The sequence below is a fragment of the Massilimicrobiota sp. An105 genome, assembly GCF_002161155.1.
Taxonomy (GTDB): domain Bacteria; phylum Bacillota_I; class Bacilli_A; order Erysipelotrichales; family Coprobacillaceae; genus Allocoprobacillus; species Allocoprobacillus merdigallinarum.
The window spans coordinates 1-23,592 of sequence record NZ_NFLY01000012.1; the positions used below are offsets into that span (position 1 = coordinate 1).

The following is a 23,592-nucleotide window of genomic DNA, read 5'->3' on the forward strand; positions in this document are numbered from 1 at the left end:
TAAATTATAGGATCTATCTTATCAATTCAATCAACTTTACAAATAGACTTTATTATTTAGTGCTTACAAAGAAAAACAAAAATAAAAGAAAAATCGTCATCACACAGGTGTGATGACGACATCAAACGTAAGCGCCAAATAAAATAGTGGATAAAAATATAGAACTCAATGAACTATAATATGGAATATGGAGACTACCAAAACTATATTATAGTTTTTATATTCTCTAAGAATTATAAAGAAAGGAAGAGAGACTATATGACAATCCATGAATTAACCCAAAATGAAAAATATAAGTTCTGGTATTTGAAAATCAAGGAATGTAAAGAGAGTGATTTGTCTGTTCAAGATTTTTGCGAAAGAAACAATATTAAGGTATCAACTTATTACAGATATCAGCAAAAGATTAAAATGATTTTGTGTGATCATATAAACAATGAAACTGAACTTAAAAATGAGGTTGCTTTTATCCCTGTTGACAAACAGGAGTGTCATAATGAAAGAATATTGATTATCAAAGGTGGTATTAAAATAGAACTTGATTCCAATACTCCCTATTCATCTGTTGAACCTCTTTTGAAATCATTATTATGATTGGAGATATTTCAAAAGCTGAACATATCTACATAGCTGTTGGCTATACAGATATGCGTAAACAAATCGATGGTTTATCTGCCATTGTTCAACACAATTTTAATCTTGATCCCTTTTCTAATTCTGTATTCCTTTTTTGTGGAAGAAATTCAAGAATCATGAAGGCGCTGTATTGGGAAGGTGATGGATTTGTCTTGCTTTATAAAAGACTTGAAAATGGGAAATTCAAATGGCCCAGAAATGAATCTGAAGCTCGAGAAATCACACCTCAACAATTCAGATGGTTACTTGAAGGACTGTCTATTGAACAACCTAAAACCATTAAAAAGAGTTATCCACAAGTTGTATTGTAAATCCTTCATTTCATAGAAGTATATGCCTATTTGTGGTATAATAAAATCATGAAATGGAGGTGCTTTTGATGGCGAATTCTACAATAAATACAGCTGAAGATTTAGCTTTATTAATCACTGATCTATCACAGTCTATTGAGGAATTAAAAGCTACGATTGCATCTCAAGATACTATCATTGCATCTTTAAACAATACTATTGATAGTCTAAAGTCTGACAATGAATATTTAAAAAATAATAATGATCTTTTACGTGAAGAAAATACTTATTTAAAGAGAAAGTTATTTGGTACTAAAAGTGAGAAAATGTCATATCCTAAAGATCAACTTTCTCTTTTTGATGAAACAGAAAATGAATGTGAACCAGAGCTGCTTGAAGATATTTCATATACCAGAGCCAAAAAGAAACAGAAAGGTACACTCGACATTAAATTGGACAATCTTAAACATGTCAAAAAAGTTTATGATATTGATGAAGGAGAAAGAATATGCGATGAATGTGGTTTTAAATTATCTTATGTAGGTGAAGAATTTGTAAGACATGAAGTCGTTTATGAACCAGCAAAATTATATGTAAAAGATATTTATAGAAAAACCTATGAATGTCGTAGCTGTAGAAAAAAAGGCAAAGGTGTAATGTTTAAAGCAGGAACACCTAAGCCGGTTATTCCACATTCATTTACATCACCAAGTGTACTGTCACAAGTCATCATAGATAAATATGTTAATCATATGCCGTTATATAGACAAGAATCAGAATGGAAACGATTAGGACTAGAACTATCTAGAACAACAATGGCCAACTGGATTATCATTGCCGCTAAGGAATATTTCATTCCTATAGTGAATAGGATGCATGAAATGATGGTACAGGAATCACATATACATTGTGATGAAACACCGGTTCAAGTGTTGAATGAACCAAGAAAGAAAGCGACTTCTAAATCGTATATGTGGGTATATTCAAATATCAAAGAAAGTCAACGACCTATTAAAATATTTGAATATAAGCCTGATAGAAAAGCGACGAATCCACAGCAATTCTTGAAAGGATTTAATGGGACCATCATTACGGATGGATATTATGGATATAACCATATAGAAGGCATAACGAATGCATACTGTTGGGCACATGCCAGAAGAAAGTTCTATGATGCATTGCCAGTAGATATGAAAAGTACATCAGGTAGCCTAGCAAATATAGCGCTTGAAAAAATAGCTAAACTATTTGTGATAGAAAAAGAGATTGAGACATTAACACCTGAGCAAAAGATAAAAATACGTCAGGAAAAATCAAAGCCATTAGTAGATGACTTCTTTTTATGGTGCACTGATAATCAAAATAAAGTATTATCAGGGTCAAAAACAGGAAAGGCAATACAATATGCCTTAAATTATGAGGGAGGATTGCGCACATTTTTAGAAGATGGTCTAATACCAATGACCAATTCATTAGATGAACGAACAATCAGACCGTTTACAGTTGGAAGAAAAAATTGGTTATTTTCAACATCAACAAAAGGGGCCGAAGCAAGTGCAGCAATATATAGTCTAATCGAAACAGCTAAAGCCAACAAGCTGGATCCATATGGCTATATAGAATTTATCCTCGATTATTTACCACAACAAGATTTAATTGAACATCCAGAGAAAATAGATTGGTTCTTACCATGGAGTGAAGAAATAAAAGAGGAATTTGAAATAAAAGTCGACTAAATTGATCTTCATTATCTTATCAGTTTAATCGACTTTTTTAAATACACTTTATTATTTGGCGCTTACCATCAAACAAGTAATACTATTCGATTTTTAAAGTGAAATATTCACTGTAATTCATACATATATAAATTGTCAATTTATTACAGCTCTAATTATAATCAATGTCGTTGATTGATAATAGGGCTTTTTCATTTTACGCTTACTATTAAACATGCTAAATTCTCGACTATAGGTATTAAAAAACGGGAAGGTAGTTCCTCCCGTATTAATTTAGAATCTAAAACCCCAAAACCCCATGTTATTTTAGATTACCTTATTAATTAACTAATCAGGATTTTAATTGATCAGTTTTATCGGAATCATTGATCTCAGCCATCGGAATTATCATAAAATAGATTCTTGATCAGGCCTATCGGAATACATGGTCAATCTGATCGGAATAGTTGGTCAGGGTGAGTGGAATATTCAAAAATCGTAGAAATACGATCTTTTAGTCATGAACTGAAATCTAATAAATAATTACAGTCCTATTATAGTGTTTCTTCAGCATTATTTATAGGGCTTTATTATTTGACGCTTACCACTTTCACTTACAAAGATAGAAAAAAAGGAACTCCTATTTTTCAATAGTTATTCCTTTATCCTCCACTCTTGACACAGAGCCTCTTTAGGTCGTTTCATCAATACAACGTAATTACTTTAAAGTTTTTTTCAAAACCACAACGTGTGAACTTTAAAACTTTTTAGAATCCACAACACCAGATTTTAAATTACCATTAAATTGAATTCTACAATATATACGCAAATATGAGGATAAACCCTGTTACCCCGGAATATTCATTACACAACTTTCTTTTTACTACCATTCATTTCGCGCAACACATTTTATACAAGAACCTCTAAAGGCAGGTTATATATTCTTTTTATTTAATTATAGTTAGAATCTCACTTGTCGGCAATCTTTTTGATACAGCATATTTTATGTAATCTGTATAATAACCTCCAACTATCAGTCCTGTTACTATTTCATTTTCATTTATACTAATAATTTCTCTTAAAGCTTTATCTCGGCCATCATTATCATTCCATATTAAAGGACAACTTCCAACTCCTTCTGAATGCATAGCATATAATAAATTCATTTCAAAAATACCACCATCTATATATGGAGTTGATGTTTCACCTTGATATGTGTATTTAGATATAATAGATGTTATTAAAAATAATACCTTACAGTTTTCAAACCCCTTTGCTCCTCCATGTAATTCCAAAATCTTATTGATTTTTGAATCGTCTATTATCGCAATCACTCGCACACTTTGTCTGTTGCAAGCACTCGGTGCACTTTTAGCTATGTCAACAATTTTACTTATACATTCAATATCAATGCTCTTATCTAAGAAATATCTAACACTATGTCTACTTTTTGCAAAATCACTAAAGTTTGTAAATTTTGTATTTATAGTGCTTTTAGTTATAGTTCCAAGATCACTTTCATTTGATTTTGTAAACTCTAAACATTTTTTACACAACTCTTCATCAAATTTATATAATTCTTTATTTTCATAATAAGTTAATAGTATTTTATTGGCATTTTCAATTATAAAATTATTATCTTTGTATTTTCTATAATACAAATCTAACAAAAGCATTATTTGTTCAATTTTTTTCTTTCCGAAGCCTTTCCTAGGATTTTTTAAAGACATTCCCTTCTCAATATCATGTGTAAGAATAGCTAAATTAGTTAAAATATAATTTTTATCAGATTGAGCTTTCTTCATTATTGAGTATTTTAAAAATCTTAACCGTTCATTATTGTAGTGAACAGATAAAGGAACTATAGTAGCTAATATTTTGTTTAAAATTCTTTTAACCATGAGTTATCTCCTCCAATTGCTTTCTTAGAATTTTTTGAGATTTAATTCTATCTTCATTAATATATTTATTAGTTATTATATAGTCTATTGGACGATTTAACACTTCTTTAAATTCTTCGTCACTCATATTAAGTGTTATTTCTTTATGGGCTAATCTATATTTATTTAATATTTCTTTTGTTTTAGATTTTGTGCAATAGACAGATACATTTACATTCAATAACGCTGATAACAGAGCTCCATGAAAAGTTGAAGTTATAACATATTTTGCACCTTTTATTAATGATAAAAACTCTAAGCAAGAAACATAAGGAACCTCTGATGCTATAGAACAATCCATTAGTGGAGAAATTATTTTTAGATTATTCTTAGTTGCAAATTTCTTTATTAGTTTGCTGATTCTTTTATCAAATCCGTATGAGTATACCAAAATATATTCACCAGTACATGGTGTAACATTCTTATAAAAAGATTGTATTCTTAAAACAGTAGGATCACAAACATTCTCAGCTGTTATAATATTGAATTCCTGTAAAGTATTACTAGTATTTATATCCCTGGCTGAAATGGAATTAAATTCTTTAATTAATTTTACTTTATCTTTATTATTAATAAAATCTATTTTAGAGGAATCTCCTATACTAATCGCATAAGCTATTTTGGGCATACTTTGAACAAATTCTCCATAATAATAATTATCATAAACATCTTTGTTTCTTATATTCCATAATTCATCACTACCACAAACAACTAGATCTAATATTTGAATATCTTGATAATACAATAATCTATAATTTTTCCACTCTTTATAAAACAAATTATATTTTTTTTTCAATTTTGATGATTCTGTTAAGTATGTATTAATTTTTTTTATAGGATTTCGATGATTGTTATAATAATATTTTTTTAGCAAAGATTCTTTACTATCTTTATATATAAAATATGCAGTATGTCCTTCATTTTCAAGAAATTCATATAATGAAACAGCTTGTAGAAATGATCCATAATTTACTATACTATCATGTACTGTCAATATTCCTATTTTCATTAAATTAATCTCCTTATCTTGTTATAAAGTTTTCTTAATTTTTTAAATTTAACTGTTTTAAACTTTGCGTTAATAAACCATCCAAAACCAGCCTTCTCCCAAAAGTCTATTTCTTTTTTATACCTATCTTGCGTTAATTTCCAATCTACAGACACACCATCTGTGAATACATTTTTTTTCAAAAATAGCCTTATTTCCTCCATTAACTCTTTGTCAACAATAAACCCATATCTATTAGGGTCGTTTTTCGTTGCAATAATTCCCATAATAGTTCTATAACATTTTTCACAATGATTACAATTTTTTCCTTCTTTAGGATAATAACATACATTTAAATTAATGTCTTTTATTTTACTTGTTATATAATCAATTTTTTGCTGCCTACTTAATTCAAATCCATCATGAACAGTTTTAGTATTTCCAACAACAAATTTCTCATCTACAAATGGATAAGATAAACTTCTCATATTGTTTCTATAATCATCTAAAGTAAATGATGAAGCTATATAATTTGTGTGCGTATGCATCAAATAATTATATGGTGCTAGTAATGACAATAACCCTATACTGTGTTGCATTCCTTGCCACCATGTCTCTTTTATTCTATCATAAAAAATTTTACTTAATAATGGTTCTTTAAAATGGTATCTTAAACTACTTTTGATAGTTGCAAAATTCAAATTTAATTTATTTGCAAAATCAATACAATTTTTTTCAATATATTTATGATTTTCTTTATCATCTAACTTAATATCTGCACCCCACACATTAAATAGAATAGGTTTTTCTTCCTTATGTCTTATTACTGTAGTTATGGCATCTACACCACCAGAAAAAAGAACACAACAATTTGATGAAGGTAAATAATTATTTTTGCATATTTTTTTAAAAACATAGTCACATTTTAAGTTTGCATCAGGAAATATTTTACATATTTCATTAATCATATTTGGTAGAGAATTGTATAAATCTTGATCAATCTCATCAATATAAATTTTTGAACCAGTAACTAATGCTAATGGTAAAAAATTTAATAAAAACGGAATTGCTAGTATTGAGTTAGGAACTTCTTTAAAATTAATATCAGTCTGATACTCAACAAAAAAAGGTATATTATCATCAATGTAATCCATTAAATCTTTTGATTTATCATATTCATATTCAATATAATTTTTATTAACTCTAATTGACTTTAAACTAATTTTTGACATTTTTTTCTCCTTTTAATATAAATAAGTATAAAAATAAACATTAAATATATCATCGTATTTATACTTGCTAATAATATTAATGTTTCCCAACTATTTATTACGATATATTGTTTTAAAAACAACCCAATAATCATAAAAGCAAAACTGCTCATTGTGCAGTAAATAATAGGTTTTATAAGTAATCCATAATCACATTGTGTCATTTTCTTTATTGCAGGAATAATATATATAATATTTCTTAATATTGATATAGCAGATGGAATAACTGCAATTGTATAAATCCCGAATTTTGTATTTTCCAATGTAACAAATACTATAATTGTATTTGCGATACCTGAAATCAAAAAAGCCATAGATTGTTTCTTCACCTGATTGTATATCGTGAAATAGTTAAACACAATATTTAATGGAGATGAAATTATATACGGTATAATGTTAATGATAGTAATAATCGTAATTAACTTAATATTTTCACCAGGTAACCACAATTTATAAAAGTCTAAAGAATATATTATTAGTCCGCCAATAAAAATTGACGTAAATATCGACAGATATAACATATAAAGATACGACTGCTCAAATAAATCTTTTTTATTTTTTTGTGCATAGTTGTCTAACATTTTAGGAATAAATACGCCTGCAATAGTAACAATCATATTACCAACAAAGCTAGGTAATGTCTTAGCAAAGGCCATAATATTCATTGCGTTGGCAGATATAAATATATTTGATATTATTAAATCTAAACCATCTAATAAAATTTGACTTAACTTAACAATTGAATTCCAAATACCTGATTTAATCATTTCACATGCTCTTCTTATTTTAAATAATTCTCTTTTAATTGTTAAATCTGGTAGATATTTTCTACTAAGAAAAAACTGGATTATTAATGTTAAAAAAGATATGAATACTGTTATATAGCCTAAATAAGATATTTTTGGAACTTTTATAAAAAAGAAGAAAATGACCATTATAATCCTTACAGAATTACATATAATATCAATATATGCCTTAATATCCAATCTGTTAATAACAAATGTAAAAATGGAATACGTACTCCCGAAAATACCAAGTATGAAACCAATAAAAGTTGCAAAAAATAATTTCTTTATTTCAGGTACCAATGAGTTTTCAACCGAAATTAATTTTTCTAAATTAATAACCACAAATATTGAAATAATTAATAAGATAAGGCATATAAAAATATTTGCATAAAATACTGATGAATAATAGCTTGATGATTTCTCTTTATTCCCTCTCTTATATTCAATTGTGATAAATCTGCTTGCCATTGAATTTAAAGCAATTGTTATAATAGAAATGTATGAAACAAAATCATTTGCTAATTTTACATAACCATATGATCCTGGAAGTACATTTGAAATTCTTGGTGTAAGAAAAAAACTAATAAAAAATGTTACTAAAAATGATATAATCGTCGAAGTTAAATTTATAAATGTCTGTTTTTTTTGCTTCATTTTTTTTCCTCTTTCTCTATGAGATGATATATCATAAAACTAGTCAAATACAGTATTTTTTTATCTTTGTGAGTATAACTAAAATCACATTTTTTATACCGTAATATTTTTTCACTTTAATTAGGTGAATTACTAATTTATTTATATTATTTTTAAAAAAGTCGTAATCTTCTATGCTCAAAATAAATTTTTTTATATTTGATGGATTATTATGATAAATCCTTTGTAATTCTGTTCTAATTATGCCAAAGTGTATTAGATAAAAATTTTCAAGATATAATTTTTGTTCATATTTTGAATAAAAATTAAATATATTTTTTGACAAATTTGTAAATTCATTTAATTTATTCGTATATCTATTCTTACCCATTATAGAGTCACCACGAATTATATAATTATATAATGTATCTTTAATAATTTTTATATCATTGCAATAATATAAATAGCGAAGATTAAATTCAATGTCTTCAGCAAATATAATTTTGTTATCATAAAACCTCAATTTATTATCTTCTATAATACTTCTTTTATATAAACGATTCCAGGCTTCCCATCCATGTTTTCTATTAAAGAAACAGTTCAGCATATAATTGAGTTTTTCATTAAAATCAGAAATATTATATGTTCCTTCTGGAAATTGAGATTTTTTTATCATGCGTGATAATCTTATTTCATTATAATTAAATATTAACCAATCATATTCTCCAATATTATTAATTAATGTATTTATTGCATCTTTTTCTATGTAATCATCACTATCTACAAATAAAATATATTTTCCATCTGCAACATCCAAACCGGCATTTCTTGCGCTAGATAGTCCACCATTTGTTTTTTCTATATATTTTATTTTGGAACTTTTATTTTTCCAATTTAGACAAATATTTTTACTTGAATCACTTGATCCATCATTTATTAATATAATTTCTAGATTATTATAATTCTGGTTTATTAATGACTCAATACATCTATCTAAATATTTTTCCACATTATATATTGGTACAATAACTGATATCTTATCCATAAATCTCTCCATCTCTAATCAATTAACTTTATATGTAATCTAAAAAATTATTTTCTAGGTTGAATTTGAATACTTTTTTTTTAAAAAATGAAAATATATATTTTATAAATTTTTATCTTCTTCTAATCGTTATTTTATATGATATTTTAGGCATCAAATAAAAAATCAAACATCGAATTTTCCTATTTAATTTAATACTGCTTAATAACACCATTTTTATTTGTTTATGCCTTTTATTTTTTATATATTCTAATTTTTTATCAAATTTGCCATCTAATGAAAGGAGAATTCTCGCATATAACTCATTATAAATATTTGATAGTCTTGCATTCGTTTTATCAATTAATTCACTCGCGACTCCTTCATTCTTAAGTAACTGAATTCGATCTTGCATAATTTTAATTATATCAAAATGATTTAATTTCAAAGGTGAATTAATAATACTTCCATTTCTAGTAATGTAAAAGTATAAACAATCAGGAATTGAAACGATTTTTTTAGATTCTATTAACAATTTAATAATAATATCTTCATCTTCGTGAAAGATATTCTCTGTATACTTTATTTTATTAAATAATTGACGATTATACAGTTTATTCCAAGCAGTTGGAGTTATTGATTCGTTATCTATCAATGATTTGATAGCTTCACCACTATTATATGACTTTATTTCATAATTTTTTTTCTTTTCTGTAATTTTACCATTAATTCTTACTTCATAGTAGTTACACTCAACAATATCTGCATCATTTTTTACCATATAATATAGTAATGTTTCAATCATGTCATTTCTTACATAATCATCTGAATCAATAAAAGATATATATTTACCCATTGAAACAGCAATTCCTTTGTTACGTGCTGAAGATAATCCACCATTCTCTTTTTTATAGTATTTAATTCGAGAATCTTTTTTAATATATTTTAAACATATACTTTCACTTTCATCTGTAGATCCATCATTAATAAGAAGTATCTCAATATTTTTATATGTTTGATTAATTAGGGAATTGAGACAACGTTCTAAATATTTTTCAACATTATATATCGGTACAACAATGCTTACTAAATAATTACTTTTCATATTAATTTATCATTCCTTTCTGCTTGTAAAATCGGTGATAATTGGTGCCCAAAATATCTTTGATCTCATGGATTTTCGTGTTTTTATCTAAAAAATATTTATTCTAAATATCGAAATATAAACTTTAAACATGCGTAATTATCTCTAGCACTTTGAGTATAATGCTTAATGAGAGTGTGTTTAAAACGTAAATATAGTTATTTGTAAGTCTATGATATATATCACCGTACTTCTATGTTTCAAACTATCTAATCGAGTATACTCTCTCAAATTTTTATTATTTTTTTCTAAATATTGTCAAAACATATGTCTAACTCAACTTTAAACATTTTATTCCATCATAAAATTAACTGAAATTTCGTACCTTTTATTTTTATTAATCTTAAAATTTACATTAACTAATAATCTTTCACATTCTTATTGTTTCTTTTGGTTTCTATTGAAATAAAAACTTAAATAATTAAAATATATTTAATCTATTTTTTATATTTAAAATTGTAGAATTACATTGATCCAAAATATGTATATCATCTAAATCAGAAATTATTAAACCATAAAAAGCCCACGTAAGACCACTTGTGAAATGGCCTCCTACAAAAGAATAAAATACTATAAATGTTGTTAATCCAAATTTTAAGATGCTTTTGCTCTTTAAAGAATATTTATAAAGCATAAATATAATGCCAGCAACTATTAAAATACCAAATATTCCTGTCTCAATAATGAAATAAATAAACGAGTTTACAACTACTGTAGTTAGACCTAGTGAAGTATATCTGGAAATGAATGAATCTGTATGCAAATTTCCAAAACCACAACCCACCATTTTATAATCAAAAAAACTTTCTTTTAAAACATTTAAACTTACGCTTATTCTATAATTATTGGATCCATCATTTCCATTTAATGTATATATTAATCTATCCATTAATGGATTATGGGTAATATATAAAATCCACATTGTTAATATTCCTACTATCACCAAAATAAAAATTGTGTTTCTCTTAAAAATAGATGGTTCAAGATAATAATCATAAAACACCATAAATACAATACTTAACAAACCAATACCTATTGCTCCCATTGATTTTGCTAAATAAAGAGGAATTAACAAAATAACTAAAAACACAACAGAGATATTTTTTACTATTAAACTTTTAGATTTTAGAAAAATTGTCACAAAAATAAAAATCAATGGCATTAAATGAAAACCTAGCTCACTAGGCTCTAAGTAAAATAATTGCAACCTAGTTAAACTGAATAAGTTTACCCCATCATTAAATCTCCAAAAAAATGTAGAATTATTAAAAATAAAAGCACATAAAGTTAGTATTAATATAATAATTGTTGTATATAGAGTAATCTTAAATAAATTAAACCTTTTGTAGTTTTCTTTAACATATAAAAAAACTAAATAGCATATAAATATTTTTAATAGATTAATTATTAATTTTAATATATATATGTGTTTATTAAAGATTACTTGAATTATAGAATATATGATAAAAATACTTATAACCTTCAATATATGAATTACTTTCTTTTTATCTTTATAATTATCGTTTATATAGAAAAGAGCAGGTATATAAAACAAATCCAAATTACCTCCCAAAAAATTCCAATATTTTTTTGATAAAAATTTTGCAGCTTGTCGAAATGAATAAAATAAAGCCACAATATATTCCATATAGTTATTTTTCAAACCATTTTCCTCCTCTTTATGGATAAAACATTACTAGTATTTTGAATATCCATTTAATTTTTTACAAATTTAAATATAGTTCAGTTAATTTTTTTTCGTGTTCGTGAATATCAAAATCTATATCGATATTTTTTATCATGTTGCTATACTTTATTATTATCGTAGAGTTATTTATAATTTCTAATATAATTTCTATAATACTATCATTAGTAGTTATATATTTTTCAAAATCGTGTTTAATTAGATCTTTACTGCCAGTATTTTCACTAACTACTACAGGAGTTCCATATGATAAAGCCTCTAGAACTATAAATCCAAAAGTTTCCTTGCAAATACTGGGTACAATTAATACATCAAATGAATTAAAAACTTTTAATAACTCATTATTTTTATATATCCCCATATTTTTAATTTTTCCATTTAGTAAATTATCATAAAGTGTGAAATCATCTCCATATAGCAAACACTCAAAATCATAACCTTTATCGTCAATTTTCTTTAAAGCATTCATCAGCATATCTAAACCTTTATATGGCTCTGTTCGTCCTATATATCCAAAAATTATTTTGTCACCAATTTTTTTATTTTTCAAGTTTCTACAATCTTTTATATGTTCCAATGTAATAGAGATGACTTTACCTGTAATATTTGATAAATAGCTTTCAAAAACTTGTTTTGTTAAAGAACTATTAAAATGAAATTTATCAATCATAGAAAACATCGTTCTATAGTAAGATAGTAGTTCTTCGAACTTGCTTACTTCAAATGATGTAACTTTATGTTTGTCAACAGTTTTTCTATGCCCATATTCAATATTTCTATTGCGATATTTTACTTTTAAAAAATTAATTAATTTATTTTTTTTAAATCTTCTGTAGAAATTTGTTGCTATTAAATAAGGAATTTTATTATCTAATCCATTTATCATATTACATTTAGTACATTTTACACAATCATGATTTTCACATACTCTTCCATTTGCATCAATAAAATTACATTTTAAACATAGACCATAGAAATCATGAGTAGTATATATGATCTTGATGTTTTTATCTTTAGCTATCTCCAAAAATTCTTTAGGTAAGCCCATCAATGTATGTATATGTATGATATCAGGATGAACTGATGTTAGAAAACTATATATAGCATCTTTAGAATAAGATCGCATATAATCATTTGGATTTTTCATTCCAAAAACCGAAGAAACTGGTAAACTGTTATTTATATAATATATCCCATTTTTTTTATATATTTTATCTTTTCCAATAATTCTTTGTTTTGGCAATAGTATATTTACAATATGGCCCGCTTTTTTTTGTGATTCGGATAAATCTTTAACATATAAAGGTAATCCACCAGTAGCTTTGGGAGGTAAACCAAATGTATAATGTAGAATATTTAAGTTATTCATTCCATAACTCCTCATACTTTCTGACAATCAAATCCCAACTATATTCATTGTCTATTCTTTCCTTGGCTTTTCTTGATAATTCTTTAAGCTCAGATTGTTCTATGTTCTCTAATTTATTGATCAATGAAGAAAGATTACCATTTTCTTTATTCCAATAAACTGCTCCATCATCCCCTACCTCTTTATTGAATCCTACATCAAGTAATAAATTTAAATCTGTTGTAGCTAGTGCCTCTAGTAAAGATGGATTTGTTCCTCCTACTTCATGTCCATGTAAATATCCATAGGCATTTTCTCTTATTTTCTTCAATAGTTGTTGATCATAGACAGTTCCGACAAACTTGATTCTTTTATCCTGATCAAAATGTGTTTCATTTTTCAAGCTTTCATAGAACTTGTTTTGTTCTACATTTGTAATTAATACAAAGTCCTTATTTGTATCACTTTTCATGTATTCTTTGATCATTGTTTCATAGTTGTTTTCGGGCACGAATCTTCCAACAACTAGATAATATTCTTTTGGTCTCACTTGTTTTTCGTTATACCAATTCCATAGTTTTTCATCATCATCCTTTAAAACTGATTGAGAAGTATCAGCTCCATAAGCAATGAATGTTGTTTTTGGTGAATATTGTTTATAATCTTCTTGAATATATTTTTCTATGTTCTTAGAATCACAAATCAATAAGTCTGCATGTTTGACCATAAGCTTTTCTGATAGTTTCCAGTATTTTCTGATAAAGTAATTCCATTTTGCTCGTTTCCATTCATGTCCATCAGGATTGACATAAACTTTACAATTTAATTTATGAAGTTTTCTGACATATTTTCCAACGAATGGTCCAATTCTGCATGCAAGAATATAAACAATAGCATTATCTATATGGTTATGTTGAATGTAATGAACACAATACTTTAGTGCAGCAACATCATAATAGACAGCTTTTGCAGGACCAATATTGGGAACCTTAACATTAAAACAATGTGCTCCATGATATTCAGTTTCCTTATCATTGTCACTGAGACATGCTACATGATATTGAATATCTTTATTTTGTTGTCTTGTAACAAGTTCATCGACAAAAGTTTCAAAACCACCATAATTTGCTGGTATACCTTTTGAACCTATGATAAATATATCTTTCAAAATAATCTCCCTTTCCTAAATGAGCATACTTTACGAAATAGATACATATTATAAAGCACCTTTTCCATAAATCACACTCTTAATTGTTTTATAAATAATAATAATATCTAAACCAATACTCCAGTTTTTATAATAATAATCATCTAATTTACATCTATCAATAAAACCAACATCACTTCTACCATTAGCTTGCCACATTCCTGTTATACCAGGTTTGCATTTGATAATAGAATGATAATAGATATCCATATCATCTTTTTCTCTAGGCAAATATGGTCTTGGACCAACCAGACTCATATCTCCTTTAAGGACATTAATAAACTGTGGAAATTCATCTAAAGATGTTTTTCTTAAAAAATGTCCGACTTCGGTAATACGTGGATCATTAACTAATTTTTTATTTGTTAGATATTCTTCTCTAATAACAGGATCTTTTTCCATTAATTCTTCTAAGACTTTTTCAGCATTAGGTACCATTGAGCGATATTTATAAATATATATATCTTTTCCGTTTTCACCAATGCGCTTTTGTTTAAAGAAAATTGGATCAGTATCGCCGCTTTTCTTATTCTTTTTAGAAACATATATAGTTAATGGGATAAGTAACAAGCAACCACACAACCCTGCACAAACATCAATAATACGTTTTAACACTTTACCAAAGATTCCTAATCTACCTCTTGATGTTGATATAAGTAATTCTCCATCAAAATCATCAATTCTAGAATTAAAAGTCATTGTAAAATTTAATTGAGGTAATATCTTAATATAACGCACTCTATCAAATAAATGTCTTGTAATGACATCTATTTCCTCTTTAGAAGCCTCAGGCAATGCAATAATAACTTGATCAACATGTTGATCCAATAATTCATTTAATTCATAATAATCATATATAGGATATCTCAAATCTTTTTTTAATTCTTCATCAATAGAATCATCGATTTTCACAAACCCCAATACTTCAGTCAAAGCAAAACGATTATTATTGGCTATACACCCAACACGATATGCTTCACTACCTGTCCCAATAATCAATGTTTTCCTTGATAACTGTTTTCTAAACACAATACGTATCATTCTATTCAAAATAATAGCAAATATAGACATAAAAAAACCTACTCCCAATATTTTCCAATAGAAATATGTTTTTGGATATACAAAAACAAAAGCAATTAATACAAAATATATAAAAGCTTTTAAATCACTTCTAATTTCATCCCATACAAGAGTAGATTGAATTTTATAATGTTTACTTACAAACATAATAATTAGCCATAATACGCCAAGTTGAATATATAAAGATAACGGTAAATTGACAAAATAATAAAGTAAATAAAAGAAAGCTATCTCAATACATATTAAACATACTGCAAAAAGATTTTCTTTCATATATTCCCTCTCCCTTTATATGACTAAGATATAATCAGTATATCATTTTTCCCTTTTGTAATCAACATAATATGTCAATATAACCAAAATGTCAACATTTTTATCAAAGATACTATTTCCAATTTTTATCATTAATTTATTTGATATCTTACTTATTTATCCTCCCCCCCCCCCGAAACATTTTGTCAATATATAACAAAAAAGATATATAACTTTTTTGTTATATACCTTATAAAATTTCCTTTAAATATCTTTTCAATGCATTCTGCCATGCAGGTAATCTATTAAAACCATGTTTATCTAATTCTTTTTTAGACATCCTACTGTTTTTTGGTCTTGTTGCTTTAACTGGGAAAGCTGATGAGTCTACAGGATTGACTTTGACATTCATATTAGCCTGTTTAAAAATTTCACAAGCAAATTCATACCATGAACAGATCCCCTCATTTGTTGCATGATATGTTCCATATTCTTGCGTTTGAATCATATCAACACATAACTTAGCTAAATCATATGTATATGTTGGTGAACCAATCTGATCATCAACAACACTGACTTCTCCTCTTTCTTTTCCTAAACGTAACATTGTTTTAATAAAGTTGTTCCCATTGACTCCAAACACCCAAGAAATACGAATAATGAAATGCTTTGGCAATTTTTCAACAACTAATTCACCTTCATATTTTGTCTGTCCATAAACATTCAAAGGTTTTCTTTTGTCATATTCATGCCATGGTTCTTCACCTAGACCATCAAAGACATAATCAGTAGAAAAATACATAAGAGGAATATCTAATTGCTGACAGACTTTTGCAATGTTTTCTGTACCATCCTTATTCACTTTTCTACACATGTCTACTTCATCTTCTGCTTTATCTACAGCTGTCCATGCTGCGCAGTGAATCACTGCATCAACCTGTGCATTACAAATAATATCATGAACTTGCGAAGCATTTGTGATATCCATTTCATCAATATCGACACCAATAGCCTCAATATTTCTTGATTGACATTCTTTAACAATGTCATATCCTAATTGTCCTTTAACTCCAGTTACTAATACTTTCACACTTTCACTACCTTTCTTATATATTTATTCATTATTCATATCTATAATGGGATTAACAAGGCCTGTTGCATATCGTTCTACCATTTGATAAACAAATATATCTGTATCTTCTCTAACTGCATCATCAAAATTTTGTCTGGATCTATGCACGTAATTTGAATGATTAAATGTATCATTTAAATAAGGTTTCATTGCATTTCTAAAAGAATCCCCCATAAAAAAGATATTTTTTTCACCCTGATTGTTTATATATTTTTGATATGATTCATTTCCCATTTGATCATCATAAATACATTCACTGCTATCTGAAACCTGTAAATCTTTATAACTTTTTAATACATCTTGAAGTATTGCCATTCCTCCTAAATCACCACTATTTATAGATACTTCTTTTGGATTGTACGATTCAAAAGATTTTACAGACATATTTAATGTATTCATTAAATCAACATATCCCAAATATGCACCATAATGATTCCAATGTGTATCATATTTATAAAAGACAGAATGATTATTTTTCCCTTCTAATAATATTTCTTTTGGATATACAACTTTAATATCACTATTCTCTCTTATATAATTTACTATTAAATCTATATTTTTTATCTCATTGATTTCTTCTATGCTATCGGGTATATATTCCTTGTAAATATATTCTTTATTTGGAATTAACATCAACACAAAATCCATATTGTTTTCATTGCACCAATCATTTAAATCTTGAACGTTCTTTAAAATCATATCTAATTCATTTTCTGATAATAACGATTTAGCCTGATAATCATTTATAGAAATGCTTCCTTCTCCCTTATAAAATAACCAATCTTCTTTCCCTAAAATAACACTATTGCTTGAAATTCTATTAAATACTTTATATTGAAATTCGGCATTAAATTTTAACATTTGGTCTCTAAAACCTATATTATCATTAATCCAACTTGTAAATTCTGGTTTTGTGTTATGATTATAATTACCATTTTCATCAAATATATGAGGAAATTGTGCAAGCGTTCTGTTTTCTGCTAATGAAATCGCATTACTCACAGTATTTATATAAAATAACGGAATAAATAGAATTATAAACATCGCAACTATCAAAACAAAATTTATTGCTTTTTTCATATATAATCTCCTCCTTAAAAATTAAAATAAATAAATGAGCTATATGAAGATGATACAAGTCCTATTATGCAAAGAATTAGCAACAATAAAATAGCTACATTTTCTAGCAAAAGAGACACAGTACTATTTTGTTTTGCTATAGCATTATATTTGTTTTTAATAAATGGAACACAAAACAAAAATCCTAAAACAAAAATAAAAATATAAAAATCATCTAAATACCATAAATAATTATATCCACTGGTTATATTAGAGTTAATATTAAGAACAGATAATAAATATTTACCTGCACTACTTAATCCAGGAGCTCTAAAAAGAATCCATCCGATGTTCACTACAATCATTGTATAAATCCAACTCCATATTTTTTGAAGTTTATTACCAGTACCCATTTTGTAACCTTTTGTAGAAATAAATTTTTCTAAAATATTGAACAAACCATTCCACAATCCCCATAGAACAAAATGCCATGAACTCCCATGCCATATTCCTGTAATTAAAAACACTACAAAAATGTTAAAATAAACATTTCCAGTTCTATTACCACCTATAGGAATATAAATATAATCTTTAAACCATGAAGATAATGAAATGTGCCATCTTCTCCAAAATTCTGTAATTGATTTTGATAAATACGGATAATCAAAATTTTCTTTAAAACGAAAACCAAACATACTAGCTAAGCCTACTGCCATATCGCTATAACCAGAAAAATCATAATAAATCTGTAGTGTATAACCCAACATTCCCAACCAAGCCACTATTGTACTCAATTCATTAGATGGTATAGCCCATATTGAATCAACTAGAATACCTAGATTATTAGCTATAAATATTTTCTTGGCTAGTCCAATAACAAATCTCATAATTCCATATCTAATATCATCAATATTTTCTTTTCTATGTTTTAACTCATTTTTCATATCTATATATCTAACAATTGGCCCTGATAAAACTTGAGGAAAAAATAAAGTAAATAGTGAAAAATCGATAATATTCTTTTCCGCATCTACTTTTCCCCAATAAACATCTAATAAATATGAAATTGATTTAAAAACAATAAATGAAATTCCTAATGGAACCAATATTTCCAATGCCTCAATTTGTTGTCCAAATAATTTATTGATATTATCTATAAAGAAATTTGTATATTTAAAATATCCAAGACTCATTACATTGACTAAAATACCCAAAACAACTAATATCTTTCTATATTTTGAGCTTAAAAATAAACCAATCAAATAATTTATCATCGTCAAAATAAGCATTATTGCTAAACATTTCATACTTGTCCATGAATAAAAAAGCATACTAAACAATAATAGCCATAAATTTTTAAAGCTATCTTTGACAAATTGATAGCTAATAAATACTAATGGAAAAAATACAAATAAAAATAGAACAGAATTAAACTCCATCTAAACTCCCTCCAAATTAAAATCATGATATAATTCATAAAAGATAAGAGGGATTAAATACCCTCTTTTCCTTATAAAAATAATTATTCTTCCACTCTACCTTTATCTACATACATTTTTTGGAAATAGTTTTGATATTCTCCTGAAAGAATGTTTTGCCACCATTCCTTATTATCTAAATACCATTGAATTGTTTGTTGAATTCCTGTATCAAAATTATATTTTGGTTTCCATCCAAGTTCTGTTTCCAATTTTGTTGGATCAATCGCATATCTTAAATCATGTCCTTTTCTATCTTCTACATACTTGATTAATGATTCTGGTTTATCTAATGCTTTTAAGATTGTTTTAACAACCTGAAGATTTGTTCTTTCATTATGTCCACCTACATTATAGACTTCTCCAACTCTTCCTTTTCTAATGATTAAATCAATAGCAACACAATGATCATAAACATGTAACCAGTCTCTGACATTTTCTCCTGTTCCATAAACTGGTAATGATTCATCAGCTAACGCTCTTGAAATCATTAATGGAATAAGTTTTTCTGGAAAATGATATGGTCCATAGTTATTAGAACATCTGCTGATTGTCACTGGTAAACCATATGTTCTATGGTATGCTAGTACAAATAAATCTGCTGCTGCTTTAGATGAACTATATGGACTAGATGTATGTAATGGTGTTTCTTCTGTAAAGAACATGTCTGGTCTATCTAATGGCAAATCACCATAGACTTCATCAGTCGATACCTGATGATATCTTTTGATACCATATTGATTACATGCATCTAATAATGTTGTTGTTCCCATAACATTTGTTCTGACAAAACTTTCAGGATCTTCAATACTTCTATCAACATGTGATTCTGCTGCAAAGTTCACAACAACATCAAACTTTTCTTTTTCAAATAAATCAAAGATAAACTTTCTATCAGCAATATCACCTTTGACAAACTTATAATTAGGTTTTCCTTCTACTGGTTTACATGTTTCTAAGTTACCAGCATAAGTTAATAAATCTAAATTCACAATCATATCTTCAGGATATTTATTCACCATATAATGAACAAAGTTTCCACCAATAAATCCTGCTCCACCTGTGACTAATATTTTCATTATTTTTCTTCTCCTTCATATACAAATTGATTATTTGATTCTTCTAAAGTTGGTCCTGTTTGATCTTTTTCACTTAATACAGGTTCAATACCATTTAATAATGTTCCCCAATCCACATGAACAGTAGGATCATCATAACGCATACCACCTTCAGATTCTTTATTATACACATTATCCACTTTATATCTAAATTCCACATCATCTGTTAAAGTTAAGAACCCATGAGCAAATCCCTGTGGAATAAAGAACTGTCTATGATTTTCAGCACTTAATTCAACAGATACCCATTCACCATATGTAGGACTACCTTTTCTAATATCCACAGCAACGTCAATCACTTTTCCTTTTGTACAAGATACAAGTTTTGATTGTGCATAAGGAGGGTTTTGCCAATGTAATCCTCTTAATGTTCCTTTTTGTGCACTAAATGACATATTATCTTGTACAAAATCAACTGTGATTCCTAACTTTTCGTATTTTGGTTTAGAATATGTTTCTGTAAAATAACCTCTGTGATCACCAAAAACATCTGTTTCAATAATCAAAACTCCTGGTATTTTTGTTTCAATAACTTTCATTAATCAATATACTTCCCTTCTAATACATCTTTTAAATATTTTCCATACTGATTCTTTTTATAAAGTTCACATGCTTTTTCTAACTCTTCTTTTGAAATCCATCCATTTAGATAAGCAATTTCTTCTAGACATGCAATCTTTCTATGTGAATGTGTTTCTACAGTCTTTACAAAGTTTGTTGCATCTACTAATGATTCATGTGTTCCTGTATCTAACCATGTAAAGCCTTGCCCTAATAAAGTGACTTCTAAATCACCATTTTCTAAATAAATTTTATTTAAATCTGTGATTTCCAACTCTCCTCTATCACTTGGTTTAATCTGTTTGGCATATTCTACAACTTTATTGTCATAGAAATATAAACCAGTAACAGCATAATTTGATTTTGGATGTTCTGGTTTTTCTTCAATAGAAATAGCTTTTCCATTTTCATCAAATTCAACAACCCCAAATCTTTCAGGATCATCCACATAATAACCAAAAACAGTCGCTCCAGAAGTTTTAGATGCTGCCTGTTTTAAGCGTTTTGTAAGTCCATGACCATGGAAAATGTTATCTCCTAAAATCATAGCACAGCTATCTCCATTAATAAATTCTTCACCCAATAAAAATGCTTGAGCTAATCCATCAGGAGAAGGTTGTACTTTATATTGTAATTCAATTCCAAATTGATGTCCATCTCCTAATAACTCCTGAAATCTTGGTGTATCATCAGGAGTAGAAATAATCAAGATTTCTTTAATCCCCGCATTCATCAAGATACTTAATGGATAATAAATCATTGGTTTGTCATAAATAGGTAATAATTGTTTACTTGTCACTTGTGTAAGAGGATAAAGTCTTGTCCCACTTCCTCCTGCCAAAATAATTCCTTTCATATTCATTTTCCTCCGTTTTCTACAAATAAAATATAAACCATGACGTTACGTCATGGTCAATACCTATTTTTGACAAATAAACATACCAGCATCTTTTGTAATATAGAAATGAGAATGTGATGATAATTTACGATCAAGGAATTTTTTAAAAGCCATATAATCTTTAGAAATATACTCACTTTGATTGCCATGACAAGATAAAATGTAATTAGCAATATCATCCATATTATCTACTTCTAAATGATCTTCATATTTTTCTTGTTTAACTTCAGTAAAATATTTCAATAGAATATCTTTACCGTTATCTAATCCAAATACGTCATATAATTGTCTATTTGATAATACAATCTTAGGGTTATATTCTTTGACCAAATCTGTAATTTCTTTCATATGTTGACTACCATACGTACTGCAATACAAATAACCTCCTGGTTTTAAAATTCTTTGAATCTCTTTCAATGCCTGATTTAAATCCTTCAAATAGAAAAAAACATGATTTGCTATCACTATATCAAACGATTCATCTGGATAAGGGATATTTAAACAATCGAAACATTGATAATTGATATCTGATATATTTTCAAGATTCTTTTTAGCATCATCAACCATGCCTTGTGATATATCTGATAAAACAATATGTCCTTGAATCAATTCTTGATTTTCTTTCCATAATTGACCATTCCCACAACCAATTTCTAAAACACAACTGTCTTCATGTAAGCAATAATAAGAAAACAACCAACGAAACCAAGATATTGGATTTATAGAATATTTATCATGCAACCTCATTCTAATATCTATATTTGTCGCATTACGATACTGCTCTACAAGTTCTTTTTCCATTTCATCCATTTGGATATTCTTCATAAACTCGGACCATTCTATTTTTTCATTGTGAATGAGAGTATTTTGTGCTTCCTGTAAAAAAGATTGCATAGATTGCAATGTTTCTATTTTTTGTTGAATCAATTTCATTTGTAAGTCTAAGGACTGTTTCAAAGATAAATAACTATCATTGGCTGTCATTGCAAAAATATCATCTAAAGAAAATCCTAAATATTTTAAAGATAATATTTTTTGAAGCTTTTCAAAGTCTTTATCAGTATATAAACGGTACCCATTAGTATCAATTAATGATGGTTTTAACAATCCTTTTTTATCATAATAGCGAACTGTCCTTATAGATATACTGGCTTTTTTAGCAAATTCACCTGTTTTATAATAGTTCATTTTTCTCACATCCTCAGTATCATTTTTATTATATCACTATTAAAAGTTTTATCACAAGTATATTAGTTTCATCTATACAAGTGATGATGTCTAAGCCAAAGGAACTCTTATTGAAATATTCAATATATTTGATTACT

General features: G+C 27.1%; 20 protein-coding genes. 3 read left to right on the forward strand and 17 right to left on the reverse strand.

Annotated features, from left to right (window positions below; genetic code table 11):
- The first annotated feature begins 258 nt into the window (after positions 1–258).
- From tnpA to tnpC, 3 genes are all read left to right on the forward strand, one after another.
- Complete coding sequence (tnpA, locus tag B5E48_RS04825) at positions 259–594, forward strand: IS66 family insertion sequence element accessory protein TnpA (RefSeq protein WP_087304253.1); 336 nt, start codon at positions 259–261, stop codon at positions 592–594.
- A complete protein-coding gene (tnpB, locus tag B5E48_RS04830) occupies positions 591–947 on the forward strand; it encodes an IS66 family insertion sequence element accessory protein TnpB (protein WP_087304254.1) in 357 nt (118 codons plus the stop codon). Before tnpA ends, tnpB begins: the two co-directional genes overlap by 4 nt.
- A gap of 68 nt (positions 948–1,015) precedes the next feature.
- Entirely contained in the window at positions 1,016–2,662 is a 1,647-nt protein-coding gene (tnpC, locus tag B5E48_RS04835; RefSeq protein ID WP_241146925.1) for an IS66 family transposase, read from the forward strand.
- Positions 2,663–3,588: 926 nt separating this feature from the next.
- Here the strand turns inward: tnpC and B5E48_RS04840 are convergent.
- The 17 genes from B5E48_RS04840 to B5E48_RS04920 all read right to left on the reverse strand — a co-directional run bounded on the left by B5E48_RS04840 (position 3,589) and on the right by B5E48_RS04920 (position 23,455).
- On the reverse strand, positions 3,589–4,542 hold the full coding sequence (locus tag B5E48_RS04840; protein ID WP_087304255.1) for a nitroreductase family protein: 954 nt from the start codon (positions 4,540–4,542) through the stop codon (positions 3,589–3,591).
- Positions 4,535–5,590: a polysaccharide pyruvyl transferase family protein gene (locus B5E48_RS04845; RefSeq protein WP_087304256.1), complete on the reverse strand. Its 1,056-nt coding sequence runs from the start codon at positions 5,588–5,590 to the stop codon at positions 4,535–4,537. The genes B5E48_RS04840 and B5E48_RS04845 overlap by 8 nt, the downstream gene beginning before the upstream one ends.
- Positions 5,590–6,801 carry a hypothetical protein gene (locus B5E48_RS04850; RefSeq protein WP_087304257.1) on the reverse strand — a complete coding sequence of 404 codons (1,212 nt, stop codon included), beginning with the start codon at positions 6,799–6,801 and terminating at the stop codon, positions 5,590–5,592. Before B5E48_RS04850 ends, B5E48_RS04845 begins: the two co-directional genes overlap by 1 nt.
- Positions 6,783–8,282 carry an MATE family efflux transporter gene (locus B5E48_RS04855; protein ID WP_087304258.1) on the reverse strand — a complete coding sequence of 500 codons (1,500 nt, stop codon included), beginning with the start codon at positions 8,280–8,282 and terminating at the stop codon, positions 6,783–6,785. Before B5E48_RS04855 ends, B5E48_RS04850 begins: the two co-directional genes overlap by 19 nt.
- A 43-nt stretch (positions 8,283–8,325) precedes the next feature.
- Positions 8,326–9,306 (reverse strand): glycosyltransferase family 2 protein, encoded by a 981-nt coding sequence (locus B5E48_RS04860; protein WP_158097256.1) that lies wholly within the window; start codon positions 9,304–9,306, stop codon positions 8,326–8,328.
- 112 nt (positions 9,307–9,418) lie between these two features.
- Complete coding sequence (locus tag B5E48_RS04865) at positions 9,419–10,390, reverse strand: glycosyltransferase family 2 protein (RefSeq protein WP_087304260.1); 972 nt, start codon at positions 10,388–10,390, stop codon at positions 9,419–9,421.
- A gap of 460 nt (positions 10,391–10,850) precedes the next feature.
- Entirely contained in the window at positions 10,851–12,092 is a 1,242-nt protein-coding gene (locus B5E48_RS04870) for an O-antigen ligase family protein (protein ID WP_087304261.1), read from the reverse strand.
- A gap of 61 nt (positions 12,093–12,153) precedes the next feature.
- The gene (locus tag B5E48_RS04875) at positions 12,154–13,503 is read right to left on the reverse strand and encodes a glycosyltransferase (protein WP_158097257.1); all 1,350 of its coding nucleotides are present in this window, start codon (positions 13,501–13,503) and stop codon (positions 12,154–12,156) included.
- On the reverse strand, positions 13,496–14,650 hold the full coding sequence (cps2T, locus tag B5E48_RS04880) for a beta 1-4 rhamnosyltransferase Cps2T (RefSeq protein ID WP_087304263.1): 1,155 nt from the start codon (positions 14,648–14,650) through the stop codon (positions 13,496–13,498). The genes B5E48_RS04875 and cps2T overlap by 8 nt, the downstream gene beginning before the upstream one ends.
- Positions 14,651–14,698: 48 nt before the next feature.
- Complete coding sequence (locus B5E48_RS04885) at positions 14,699–16,042, reverse strand: exopolysaccharide biosynthesis polyprenyl glycosylphosphotransferase (RefSeq protein ID WP_087304264.1); 1,344 nt, start codon at positions 16,040–16,042, stop codon at positions 14,699–14,701.
- Between the two features lie 229 nt (positions 16,043–16,271).
- Positions 16,272–17,111: a dTDP-4-dehydrorhamnose reductase gene (rfbD, locus tag B5E48_RS04890; protein ID WP_087304265.1), complete on the reverse strand. Its 840-nt coding sequence runs from the start codon at positions 17,109–17,111 to the stop codon at positions 16,272–16,274.
- A gap of 24 nt (positions 17,112–17,135) precedes the next feature.
- Positions 17,136–18,233, reverse strand: coding sequence for an alginate O-acetyltransferase AlgX-related protein (locus B5E48_RS04895; RefSeq protein WP_087304266.1), 1,098 nt, complete (start codon positions 18,231–18,233; stop codon positions 17,136–17,138).
- 14 nt (positions 18,234–18,247) lie between these two features.
- Positions 18,248–19,651: an MBOAT family O-acyltransferase gene (locus B5E48_RS04900; RefSeq protein WP_087304267.1), complete on the reverse strand. Its 1,404-nt coding sequence runs from the start codon at positions 19,649–19,651 to the stop codon at positions 18,248–18,250.
- Positions 19,652–19,734: 83 nt separating this feature from the next.
- Entirely contained in the window at positions 19,735–20,769 is a 1,035-nt protein-coding gene (rfbB, locus tag B5E48_RS04905) for a dTDP-glucose 4,6-dehydratase (protein WP_087304268.1), read from the reverse strand.
- On the reverse strand, positions 20,769–21,347 hold the full coding sequence (gene rfbC / locus B5E48_RS04910) for a dTDP-4-dehydrorhamnose 3,5-epimerase (protein ID WP_087304269.1): 579 nt from the start codon (positions 21,345–21,347) through the stop codon (positions 20,769–20,771). The genes rfbB and rfbC overlap by 1 nt, the downstream gene beginning before the upstream one ends.
- Positions 21,347–22,225, reverse strand: a complete 879-nt coding sequence (gene rfbA, locus B5E48_RS04915) for a glucose-1-phosphate thymidylyltransferase RfbA (protein ID WP_087304270.1) — start codon at positions 22,223–22,225, stop codon at positions 21,347–21,349. Before rfbA ends, rfbC begins: the two co-directional genes overlap by 1 nt.
- Before the next feature lie 63 nt (positions 22,226–22,288).
- Positions 22,289–23,455: a MerR family transcriptional regulator gene (locus B5E48_RS04920; RefSeq protein WP_087243398.1), complete on the reverse strand. Its 1,167-nt coding sequence runs from the start codon at positions 23,453–23,455 to the stop codon at positions 22,289–22,291.
- Positions 23,456–23,592: the final 137 nt, after the last annotated feature.

Bases quoted from the DNA above. Each gene is read 5' to 3' on its own strand.
- B5E48_RS04885 (WP_087304264.1), bottom strand. From the start codon at position 16,042: ATGAAAGAAAATCTTTTTGCAGTATGTTTAATATGTATTGAGATAGCT.
- tnpB (WP_087304254.1), top strand. From the start codon at position 591: ATGATTGGAGATATTTCAAAAGCTGAACATATCTACATAGCTGTTGGC.
- B5E48_RS04845 (WP_087304256.1), bottom strand. From the start codon at position 5,590: ATGAAAATAGGAATATTGACAGTACATGATAGTATAGTAAATTATGGA.
- B5E48_RS04860 (WP_158097256.1), bottom strand. From the start codon at position 9,306: ATGGATAAGATATCAGTTATTGTACCAATATATAATGTGGAAAAATAT.
- B5E48_RS04850 (WP_087304257.1), bottom strand. From the start codon at position 6,801: ATGTCAAAAATTAGTTTAAAGTCAATTAGAGTTAATAAAAATTATATT.
- B5E48_RS04840 (WP_087304255.1), bottom strand. From the start codon at position 4,542: ATGGTTAAAAGAATTTTAAACAAAATATTAGCTACTATAGTTCCTTTA.
- tnpC (WP_241146925.1), top strand. From the start codon at position 1,016: ATGGCGAATTCTACAATAAATACAGCTGAAGATTTAGCTTTATTAATC.
- B5E48_RS04895 (WP_087304266.1), bottom strand. From the start codon at position 18,233: ATGAAAAAAGCAATAAATTTTGTTTTGATAGTTGCGATGTTTATAATT.
- B5E48_RS04875 (WP_158097257.1), bottom strand. From the start codon at position 13,503: ATGAATAACTTAAATATTCTACATTATACATTTGGTTTACCTCCCAAA.
- rfbA (WP_087304270.1), bottom strand. From the start codon at position 22,225: ATGAAAGGAATTATTTTGGCAGGAGGAAGTGGGACAAGACTTTATCCT.
- tnpA (WP_087304253.1), top strand. From the start codon at position 259: ATGACAATCCATGAATTAACCCAAAATGAAAAATATAAGTTCTGGTAT.
- B5E48_RS04865 (WP_087304260.1), bottom strand. From the start codon at position 10,390: ATGAAAAGTAATTATTTAGTAAGCATTGTTGTACCGATATATAATGTT.
- rfbC (WP_087304269.1), bottom strand. From the start codon at position 21,347: ATGAAAGTTATTGAAACAAAAATACCAGGAGTTTTGATTATTGAAACA.
- B5E48_RS04920 (WP_087243398.1), bottom strand. From the start codon at position 23,455: ATGAACTATTATAAAACAGGTGAATTTGCTAAAAAAGCCAGTATATCT.
- B5E48_RS04900 (WP_087304267.1), bottom strand. From the start codon at position 19,651: ATGGAGTTTAATTCTGTTCTATTTTTATTTGTATTTTTTCCATTAGTA.
- rfbB (WP_087304268.1), bottom strand. From the start codon at position 20,769: ATGAAAATATTAGTCACAGGTGGAGCAGGATTTATTGGTGGAAACTTT.
- B5E48_RS04855 (WP_087304258.1), bottom strand. From the start codon at position 8,282: ATGAAGCAAAAAAAACAGACATTTATAAATTTAACTTCGACGATTATA.